Below are 10,394 nucleotides of genomic sequence, written 5' to 3'. Positions count from 1 at the left end.
TTAAAAATGATCGAATACCTAAAAAAGAAAGGCTATACAATCGCTCCATCTAAACAACAAACTGCATAATCAGTTAAAATAACGACATAGTACATTTACGCCCTTCAAAAAAAATGAGAATATGGAGGGTTTATTTTAATATGGCTTTTTTTACTAATGTGTTTTCATACAAAAAAGCTGCCTAAATGACAGCTCCAATCTTCAGCTAACGCACCCGTTAGTTGATTAAGAACAGACTACATTTGCTATGAATCTCGTCCAACAATAGTTTTCCAACCTGTTTTTTGTTTCTCAACAGGGAAAGTGAATTTAGCTAATTCACCATTATTAACCATTTCGACAGTTGCCTCAAACTCAGTTTCACTTACTTTTTTAAGCTCTACTATTTTAGTATCAGTAATATCTTCGTCAATATTTGAATATTGCTCTTTTTGCTCAACTTTATCTGGAAATCTTATATCATCAGAGTATTTTACCATTGATGTTATATCCTTTGTTTCTAAAGCCTCTAAATAATTATTTACAAGGTTTGCAACTTCTTCTTCATTGGTTAAAGTTGTTTCAGTTGAACAACCAACTAAAAGTATTAATAATAAAATTCCTAAAACTATAAACTTTCTCATTCTATCCCCCCATTTTTTGCAATTATAACTATGTTAAATTATACCATTAATACTTAAGCTAAACTGCCCCGATAGTTGCATAAAGAAAGAGCTACCTTAAAGACAGCTCTGATCTTCAGCTAACGCACCCGTTAGTTCATTAAGGATTATTGTAGAGTTGACACAAACTATGCAATAAAAAAGCACAAACCTTATGGTCTTAACCCGTATGAAGACACGAACATAAAAGTAAAAAATAAAAAAATAGCAGTTGATGCAATGAAACTTAGTACCACTACGCCTTTATCTGTCTTTCTTTGATTGCTTGTATACCATTTGAAAAATAGAAAAAGAAAAATTACCACCAAGGGCCAGAAATAGTAACCAGCTATTGTATCTACCCAGTCTGAGTTTTTATCCCAGTAAGCATCTGGTAGAGGAATCTCATATTCTTTATCAATTTTATTTTTAGTGCTAATAAAGATAAAAGAAATTATAGAATAATAAGCTACTATTGCGGCTTTTATCCACCAAAATAAAAACTTATTAGAAATTACTATTATAAAAGTAATTCCTAGCATTATAAAAAAGTTTGTGTATTCACCCATGATAATTCACCTCGATATAACATTACCTAAAAAATTCATTAATTTCCATATAATATTATTTTCGATGTTGTATAAACATATAACCCGTACAGTTCGTAAACTATGCTTTAATAAACTAACCTGCCCCTTTAGTTCCATAAGAAAAAGCCGCCTTAGAGACAGCTCCGATCTTCAGCTAACGCACCCGTTAGTTCTAGAAGAAAAGCGAACCTTCTTCAAGAATCGCGCCCTTTAATGGAACAAGGATAAGTGCTAATTTTTCCCTTTAGTGAACTGCACCCCAATTGTTAGTTGTGTCTAACAATTGGGGTGCAGTTCATACATAGAAATTGGCTTTTAAAAAAACAGTTTATATAAAACATCAATTAACTAGCCAAAAAAAAGAAAAAAAGGGGTTTCTATCAAAGATTTTTGGATGAACTAGGACAAGATGAATCCCTTTCAAAAAATTGCAGTATTATTTAATTGGAAAAATCAATACTATTTTACAATACTTCCAATTTAGGGTATTTTTATAAAGAAGGGAGAGTTAAATTATGAAGTGTTTAAGATTTGTTAGATATCTAGTATTAACAATAGGTTTTTTGATGATAATAATAGGTTTTTCATACTTATTGGGATACACAAAAAATGATTTTTTTAAGTATTGTTTATATTTAGGATTACCATTGATATTACTAACTCTTCCTACTTTTAATAAAAAAAATAATCAAAATGATTGCTAAATTAGGACTTCATGATGTCTCGCAAGGCTCGTATCAAGATGTTTATCGTTGTAAATCCGCATTTTCCTGACGGGACCCCATAAAGAAAAAGCTGCCTTTAAGACGGCTCTGATATTCAGCTAACGCACCCGTTAGCTGAATAAAAAACACTTTATTTAACTAAACTCAAGTTCATTATTTTTGATATTTTGTATTTTGCATTGCCCACAGAACCCAAAAAACCATAATTAAATTAATAAAAAATAAATTCATTGTAATTCTTTCATGAAAAACAATTGAAATAACATCATTAACAATTAAACTAACTAAAGTTAATAAAACACCTATTAACAATGCATGAACAGATAGTTTTAATATCTTCACTTTTGAAAAGTTTGGTAAATTTAATATTTTATCTCACTCCTTAAACAGCATCGTAAGCATATATAATTACCAATAGCACCGATCTTCAGCTAACGCACCTGTTAGTTCATTAAGAAAAAGAATTAGAATTAGGAATACAAAAAATATGAAATAATAACAAACAGAGCAAAAGTAATAGCTATTTTAATCCTCGTTATTTTATTGCTTATCCCTGCTTTTTTTTCTAAGTAATATATGTAACTAATAGTTAACGTAAAACCCAAGTATGTAAATATGTATCCTTCAAAATCAAAATCAGAAACGATTACTTGATACCTCAAAGCTCCTAATCCTACAAGGACTATGCCTACCGTTCCAAAAAACATATATAAATACAAACTCTTATTTTCTTTAAACAATTTTTCTCTTTCCCCCTAAAATTCTGTATTAATTCATATTTAATCATATCATTTAAAACTTTTCGTTGTCTGAAGAGATAGAAGTTCATCTTAAACTAAACTGCCCCTTTAGCTCCATAAGAAAAAAGAGCTGCCTAAGCAACTCCCTTATTGAAGTTAAGCACCCGTTAGCTTAAATACTCACAGAAATTGAATAGATTAATAAAAAAGCTAAAACGACTATAATAACAAATTTTGATAATTTTATTAGTTTTTCACTTTCAAATGTCTTATTTAGTAAATAAAAGAAACCTATAACCCATATACCGTCTTGAAAAAAAGTAGCAAAAACATTTCTAATCATATTTGAATAAAAGTATAAATCCATCAAGTTCCCTCCCCGATTTATCGAAACATTAGTCAAAGAAAAACGGATTCAATTTCATATAGATGGTAGACTCCTTAGTGAAAAATAATCAGACATATTTTACCACAAAACTTATCCTCCCTACGTTCCGGTACCGTTGACAGACGCTGTATTTTGCTTTCTCTCCTTTACCAGACATTAAATCTAGTTAATTAAAAAATCTTATATATCAATGGTTAACTTATTAAAATTGGTTAACCATTGATTCTTAGAATAAAAAAAGACTATGAGATTTTTGCATAGTCTAAGCAAAATAACCCGAAGGATTTATATACCTAATACACTATAAAATTACATCTTATTTTTTTTCTTGTTTTTTAACAATATTATTAATCCAATTATTGCTACAAATAAAATCAATATATCTATATTAAAGACAGCAAATAAATTTTGATCTGCATTTAAAACAAAATATATCCTTATTACAAATCCTAAACAAATAGAGATAAATACAACCCACAAAGTATTAGAGGAATTTTCTTTTTTTACCATAAGTATTTCGACCTCCCACATTCCTTTATATAGTGTTAGAATATACCAATTTTTTAGAAGAAACAAAGGAGTGTTATTTTGAGTAAAATGAAAAAGTCTTTATTTTCAATATTAACAGTAAAATTATTAGTAGTTTCTAATGTTCATTTGCTGCAGAGGAGTCAAAAAAAGGAGTAACTCCTTCTACAACAGCAGTAAACCCAATTGTTGAAGTTAATTTATTTTGTGAAGAAATACAACCAAGAGCAAAAACCCATTTTTCTTAATGAACTAAAGCACCCGTTAGTTTAGTACATCACTTCACAATCTTGGGTTAGTGTTTCAACCAACACAAAAAAGAACCGACATATATCAGTTAAGCAATTGCTTTTCCTATAGCTTTTTTATACCTGTAGTCTCCGTTAACATTGTTTATTTTGATATCCATTCATATTGAATATCAGGTAAATTTTCTTCATTTTCGTGTCCTCTACCAATGATTTTAAATCCATTCTTCTCATAAAATCGTTGTGCGTTTTCATTTACTTCAAATGTATATAATGTTATTCTCCCACTTGATTTTGCTTTTACTTTATCTAGTAATGTTTGACCTATACCAATTCCTTGATAATCTATATGAATATAAAGTTGGCTTATTTCCGTTTCATTAGAAGCAATCATTCCAACTACTCTATCGTCAATTAACGCTAAATATATTTGAAACTGTTCAGGTAATATATTATTTAAAAAATAAACGTGATTTTCAAAGCTATGAATTTCTTTCTGACCAATTGCCTGTTCCTTACTATCTCGCCACATTTTCACTGTTTGTTCAGCGTACTTGGGATTATACTGAGTAATTATGATTTGGTGTTGGTTCACTACAATACCTCCTCAATTTTTGTTTACTGCTATATTGTTGTTTTTTATAAAATCGATGAATACTACCCATTACGTGTATTTAGCTTTTATAAAATTTCTTCCTAGCTTCTCTCCCTATTCAGCACCGTTTATGAAACAAGAAAAGTAGCCTCTATGGCAGCTCCATTCTTCAGCTATTGCACCCGTTAGCTTAGTAAGAACGATTTATATGATGAACTTTTAAATTATTCCAAGTTGATTTCCAACTCTTTTTTGTTATGCGGGCTTCATAAATTTCTACTCGTTCTTTAGTCTCTGTAAAAAAAAAGAGTCGGCTTCACTTCTAGATTAATAACATCACTAATGCCGCAAGGGGCTATTAATTTCACATTATCCCTTTGATCTAATTTTACCCCTAAAGCTGTTGCTGTTTCTGGGAACTTGGAAATAGCATCAACGGCAGAAGAATAAGGAGGCATATTACTTTTAATGTGCATTCTTGCTTCATTCTTTACAGACCAAGGAATGTTCGGCATATGGGTTTTAAGCATTTCCTCAAATTTCTTTTCCATTAATTCATCAATATTTGTAGGGTCAAAATAAATTAAATCAATATCTGGGATTAGAGTTCTTTCATTGAAATTATGTAATGTGTCCCATATTTTTGAACGAACAAATCCAGCACATATCCACCAATCAGGTAAATTTAACGATTTTGCTGCTTTTAATATGTTCATCATCCATTGATCTTCTGTAATAAGCTCAATGATTTTTTCCTCATTTATCACTGTAAAATTACTCCTTAAAATGTATATTACTTTAATAATTCGTTAACCTTGAATGCTTATCCTTCTTCAACTATCGTGCCCCGTTAGTTGCATAAAGAAAAAAACTGCGTTAAAGAAAGTTCCGATCTTCAGCTAACGCACTGATATTTCAACAAGGTCTAAATAGTGTTTTATTGAATTAGAACAGTTACTCTAGGTAAGGTGTATACACCTTGCCTTTTCCTATAAAGTTCAACTGTTTAAATCAATATGGGATTTTTCAAAAAAATGGTAATATAAAATTAGTAATGCTTGGGGAACTGGAGGTAGAAAATGAGTAAAACATTGAGTAAATCGCATATATTTAATCTTTTAGCTGGAGTAATAATTATTGGTCTGATGATTTATTACTTTACTTTAGGATATAATTGGCTTGTTTTAAGTTTTATTATCTTAATATTTGTAGTTTCGTATATTTTGGAAAGAAATAAAGTAACTATATTTGCTTGGTTGCCGATTACTTTAATATCACTTCTTTGGGCTATTTCTCCGTTTATAGGGTCTTTGTTTTTTACACCTTAATTTAATTAAATCAATAACAAAAAAACTCACCTTCTATATGAAAGACGAGTTTTTGAAAATGCTTTTTAACCACAAATTATTAATAGTTAAGGAACTTATATATGGCATATATCAATATTGTAACTTTGGCCGATAATTTGCGCTTAATTTAAGTGTTATTTTGCACATCCAACTTTAAAACCCAGCTACCTTCACACGGGAAGATTAGCTGGGTTTCTTAATTTACGTCCAATAACCTAATTTGATTGTCGTCAGCTACCACCTTCTTCTTGGCTTCATCCTCTAACTTCTGATTCTGTTCAATCTCTAGCGCTTTCGGAACAGAAATACGATACGCTAAGATAATGGCCAGGATAGCACCAAGAAACTTTCCAACCATTACCGGAAAAATAATAGTTGGTTGAAAATTTGCCGGGAATGCGAGCTGATCACCAATCATCCAACCACCACTAATCGCATAAGCAATAGTTAGTACCTTATCTTTAGCAGGCATGTCTTTAATGATTTTAAAAAGGGCTAGTGGATTAGCTGTAGCAGCAATAACTCCTGCACTACCGATGCTGCTCAAGCCCAACATCTTACCAAAAAATTGAAGCGGCTTAGCAAGATGTTTTTGAATAGCATGGACCATCGGAAACGCGCCTGCAAGCATAATACCGATATATCCGGCAATTTCTAACCCTCTAAACTGATCTTCTTTATCCGCAATAATCGGATCAAATCCCCAGCCTCCGAACACCGTCGAAAAAACACCAGTAAAATATTCTACAATCGAAAAAACTAATACCAACTTCATCGCTGCGCTCATGAAGTGACCGATCCACATAAAACCTTTAATCATTAAATTAGGGATCATCCGTAATCCAATCGCAATAAATATCCCAACCACAGTCAAAGGAACAAGGTTAATCAAGATCGTGCCTATTGACATCGATAATTGATACGTCGGCTCAGCCGTTGTACTAATCGTTTCTCTGATCTTCGTGTCCATTAAAGCAAGTATGCTTGTTGTAATAAATACACTGATTGGTACGGTAAGGACCCCTGACATCATTCCCAGTGCTAAATATTTATGATCGCGTTTTTGTAGCATCGCCAGCGCAACGGGAATCGTAAATATAATATGCGGTCCCATAATAATTCCGTTAACCGTGGCAATAATCCAGTTTTCGCGAGTGCTAGCTAACACATCCGCAAGTTGGTAACTACCCATATCACTAGAAATCAACGTCGTTGCCGCCATCGATGGATCGGCACCAATCGCGGAAAAAATGGGACCAAATACAAACTCAATAAATTTTGATAAGTACGGAATCGACGCTAAAGTGGCTGCAATTGGAATGAAAATAGGACCAATCGTATAAATCCCCTGCATAAACTCCTTTCCCATTCCTTGATCTTCATTACGGATTGCCGCAATTGCCCCCATAACAGCAAATGCCATAATGACATAAATAACAAGAGTGCCTAAGTTCTCCATAAGTTTCATCCCTTCTTAAATGGCATAAATGGATTCTTATAAAAATAGAAATCTTAAGAATACTTTTTGAATATTTGCAATATTAATGCCATTTTTGCAAAAAAGGACAAATTCACCCTTCGTTTCCTTATACCATTTGATTTCTTCTACGAAAATCTCAAAACCTCACCAAACAAGGTTCATTTTTGAACAACACTAGTAAAAAAACAAAGGGGATATTTTACAATCATATTGTAGTGCTTATGCAGATAATAATAATGTACTCAAAATTGCATAGCTGAAATTAGTGAATCTGTTGATTAACAATAAAGATGTTTAATTACAAATAAAGTCGTTACATTTACACATGTTACTTTCTCTATATTAAAATGTTCATTATGAGTGTACTTGAGTTGAACAAAAGTGACATACAATAACACAAATTTTAAATATCCTGTAAATTTTGAGTACACTCATAGTAGACAATTAAAAATGCTTGTTACTTTAGGTGATAATTTGCACGTAAAAGAATCAACTGTAGGGATTGATCAAAAGGTCCTCATGAACCCCCATATTAGCGTAAATAAAAAGAATCCATTTTGAAAAAAATAATCAAAATGGATTCTTTTCTAGTCATTTAGTATACGGTTTTTATAAAATAGTTTGATTATTTTTAGTGATCCTTAAAGAACTAACGCACCCGTTAGTTCATTAAGAAAAGCGAACCTTCTTCAAGAATCGTGCACGATTGTGGAAAAACATTACATTTAACATTTTTTACATTAAAACGCAGGTGGGGTAACTGAAAATAATACAGCTGCATTTTGACTAAAATTATTTTCCCATTTATGTTTCAAATTCGCTGGTATTTTCACACTATCACCAGCTTCTAATATATATTCTTCTTCACCTAAATACAGCTTAATTTTCCCTTCTAAAATAAATGCTACTTCCTCTCCTCTATGTTCTAGAAGATTTTCTGACGAAGAAATATTCGAAGGAACTTTCATAATCGCTGTTGCTAAATTACCCGTAAAATCAGGTGACAATAACTCATAAGACAAATTATCAATAATCATTTTCTTACGTTTACTGGACCTAACGATTAAATCCTCCGTAATTGTTTCTTCAAGTAAAAAACTAAAAGTTGGAACATTCAGGTTATTAGCTAAGACCTTTAGGGTTTGAATAGAAGGATTCGCCAAACCTCGTTCAATTTGGCTTAACATTGAAGGTGTAATTCCAGCTAATTTTGCTAACTCTCTACTACTCAGTCCTTTAGCTTTTCTATATTTTTCAACTTTCTTCCCAATATCTATATTTTCCATAATCGATACTCCTTAACGAGTTATTAAATTTCATTTAAATAAAGTAAATATAAATTAACATAGAGATGATTGTGTGTTAAACTGTATTAAATTTTATTTAATTATAATTTATAAAGTAACTTGTTACAAGAATATTAGGAGGGTCAAACAAATGAAGGAGATTGAAAGCAAAGAACTACAAACATGGAAAGACCAATATCCTTTACTAAAGAAGCTCATTTCGATGGATGAAGTATTTTGGCTCAATCCAAATGTCGAAAAATTCCAAACGGGAATTAAAAAATCCCCCCTTACTCAAGAAGATGTAAGAGATGCAGAGGAAAGGTTGAAACGTTTTGCTCCATATATCGCCAAGGTTTTCCCTGAAACAAAAGGAACGAATGGTATCATAGAATCTCCTTTAGTGAGAATTCCTGCCATGAAACAATCCTTAGAACAGGATTATCAACAACCTATATTAGGAGAATTATTACTAAAATGTGATAGTCACCTTCCTATATCAGGTTCTATTAAAGCAAGAGGCGGGATTTATGAAATTCTCAAACATGCAGAAGAATTAGCTTTTCAACATCAATTGATAACGACTCAAGATGATTATTCGATTATAGATAGTGATAGGTTTCGAACCCTTTTCTCACAATATTCAATCGCAGTAGGCTCGACTGGAAATTTAGGACTTAGTATTGGCATCATCAGTGCAAAGTTAGGTTTTAATGTTTCTGTTCATATGTCAGCTGATGCAAAACAGTGGAAAAAAGACTTGCTTAGAAGCAAAAATGTCAAAGTTATTGAATATGAAGCTGATTATAGTAAAGCTGTAGAGGAAGGTCGAATCCAAGCAGATAATGACCCAACATGTTATTTCGTGGATGATGAAAATTCTCACGACCTATTTTTAGGATACGCAGTGGCTGCATCTCGATTGAAGAAACAATTAGAAGAGCTAGAGATAATAATAGATGAAAATCATCCTTTGTTTGTTTACCTTCCATGTGGAGTAGGTGGTGGTCCTGGAGGCGTAGCTTTCGGTTTGAAATTATTGTATCAAGACCATATTCACTGTTTCTTTGCAGAACCTACCCACTCACCATGTATGTTACTCGGTTTAATGACTGGACTTCATGATAAAGTTTCTGTACAAGATGTTGGTATCGATAATGTAACAGACGCGGATGGACTTGCTGTAGGAAAGCCATCTGGGTTTGTGGGTAAAACTATGGAACCTTTTTTAAGTGGTAGTTATACGGTTAGCGATGAACAGTTGTATAAGTTGCTAAAAGAACTAGTCGATACAGAGGGGATCCATTTAGAACCTTCTGCACTAGCAGGCATGATAGGACCAAGTAAATTATGTAAAGAGGGCATCGATTATTTACAGAAGCATAGTTTAACGGAAAAGATGAGTAAGGGTACACATATTATTTGGGGGACTGGTGGAAGCATGGTTCCTGAAGAAATGATGACGCAATATTATCAAAAAGGGTTGAAATTAGCGTTAGAGAAACAGAAGTAATTTAACACGGGGTAGTTTAACCCCGTGTTTTTATATTCGGAATTTCTTTTCTTATTAAACTAACCTCCCGTTAGTATAAGTACAAACCCTCACTAACTCTTCTAAACTTTCATTTAGATATCAAATTTTCTATGAAGGTGTTGTTCCACAATTTGGCCCAATTGTTGAATAAAGATCAAACAGCACTCTTCAACTATCCTGCCCCTTTAGGTCCATAAATCGAGTAGGAGGAGGCGCCTAGCCTCCGACCTCTCACACCACCGTACATACCGTTCGGTATACGGCGGTTCAGTTTAAGTCTGACGTAGTTT

9 protein-coding genes and 1 pseudogene are annotated in these 10,394 nt (G+C 32.4%); 2 read left to right on the top strand and 8 right to left on the bottom strand.

Annotated elements, in window-relative coordinates; genetic code table 11:
- Positions 1 to 245: 245 nt before the first annotated feature.
- The 6 genes and pseudogenes from ACQKMR_RS27440 to ACQKMR_RS27415 all read right to left on the bottom strand — a co-directional run bounded on the left by ACQKMR_RS27440 (position 246) and on the right by ACQKMR_RS27415 (position 5,174).
- Entirely contained in the window at positions 246 to 623 is a 378-nt protein-coding gene (locus ACQKMR_RS27440) for a hypothetical protein (RefSeq protein ID WP_427700100.1), read from the bottom strand.
- 191 nt (positions 624 to 814) lie between these two features.
- Entirely contained in the window at positions 815 to 1,210 is a 396-nt protein-coding gene (locus ACQKMR_RS27435; protein WP_427700099.1) for a hypothetical protein, read from the bottom strand.
- 1,216 nt (positions 1,211 to 2,426) lie between these two features.
- Positions 2,427 to 2,696 carry a hypothetical protein gene (locus ACQKMR_RS27430; RefSeq protein ID WP_427700098.1) on the bottom strand — a complete coding sequence of 90 codons (270 nt, stop codon included), beginning with the start codon at positions 2,694 to 2,696 and terminating at the stop codon, positions 2,427 to 2,429.
- A 697-nt stretch (positions 2,697 to 3,393) separates the two neighbouring features.
- The gene (locus ACQKMR_RS27425; protein ID WP_427700097.1) at positions 3,394 to 3,594 is read right to left on the bottom strand and encodes a hypothetical protein; all 201 of its coding nucleotides are present in this window, start codon (positions 3,592 to 3,594) and stop codon (positions 3,394 to 3,396) included.
- A 411-nt stretch (positions 3,595 to 4,005) separates the two neighbouring features.
- Positions 4,006 to 4,455, bottom strand: a complete 450-nt coding sequence (locus ACQKMR_RS27420) for a GNAT family N-acetyltransferase (protein ID WP_427700096.1) — start codon at positions 4,453 to 4,455, stop codon at positions 4,006 to 4,008.
- A gap of 190 nt (positions 4,456 to 4,645) precedes the next feature.
- Positions 4,646 to 5,174, bottom strand: a pseudogene (locus ACQKMR_RS27415) (nucleotidyltransferase family protein).
- Between the two features lie 360 nt (positions 5,175 to 5,534).
- Here ACQKMR_RS27415 and ACQKMR_RS27410 point away from each other — a divergent pair.
- Positions 5,535 to 5,783, top strand: a complete 249-nt coding sequence (locus ACQKMR_RS27410; protein WP_427700095.1) for a hypothetical protein — start codon at positions 5,535 to 5,537, stop codon at positions 5,781 to 5,783.
- 217 nt (positions 5,784 to 6,000) lie between these two features.
- Here the strand turns inward: ACQKMR_RS27410 and eutH are convergent, their stop codons facing one another.
- Positions 6,001 to 7,263: an ethanolamine utilization protein EutH gene (eutH, locus tag ACQKMR_RS27405; protein WP_427700094.1), complete on the bottom strand. Its 1,263-nt coding sequence runs from the start codon at positions 7,261 to 7,263 to the stop codon at positions 6,001 to 6,003.
- 761 nt (positions 7,264 to 8,024) lie between these two features.
- Positions 8,025 to 8,570: a helix-turn-helix domain-containing protein gene (locus ACQKMR_RS27400; protein WP_427700093.1), complete on the bottom strand. Its 546-nt coding sequence runs from the start codon at positions 8,568 to 8,570 to the stop codon at positions 8,025 to 8,027.
- A 151-nt stretch (positions 8,571 to 8,721) separates the two neighbouring features.
- Between ACQKMR_RS27400 and ACQKMR_RS27395 the strand changes: the two genes are divergently transcribed.
- Positions 8,722 to 10,083, top strand: a complete 1,362-nt coding sequence (locus ACQKMR_RS27395) for a D-serine ammonia-lyase (protein WP_427700092.1) — start codon at positions 8,722 to 8,724, stop codon at positions 10,081 to 10,083.
- Positions 10,084 to 10,394 lie beyond the last annotated feature (311 nt).

It is taken from the genome of Peribacillus sp. NPDC096540 (genome assembly GCF_050278525.1).
Classification (GTDB): Bacteria; Bacillota; Bacilli; order Bacillales; family DSM-1321; genus Peribacillus.
Note: the sequence above shows the minus strand (reverse complement) of the source record. Positions and strands in the feature narration are given on the sequence as shown.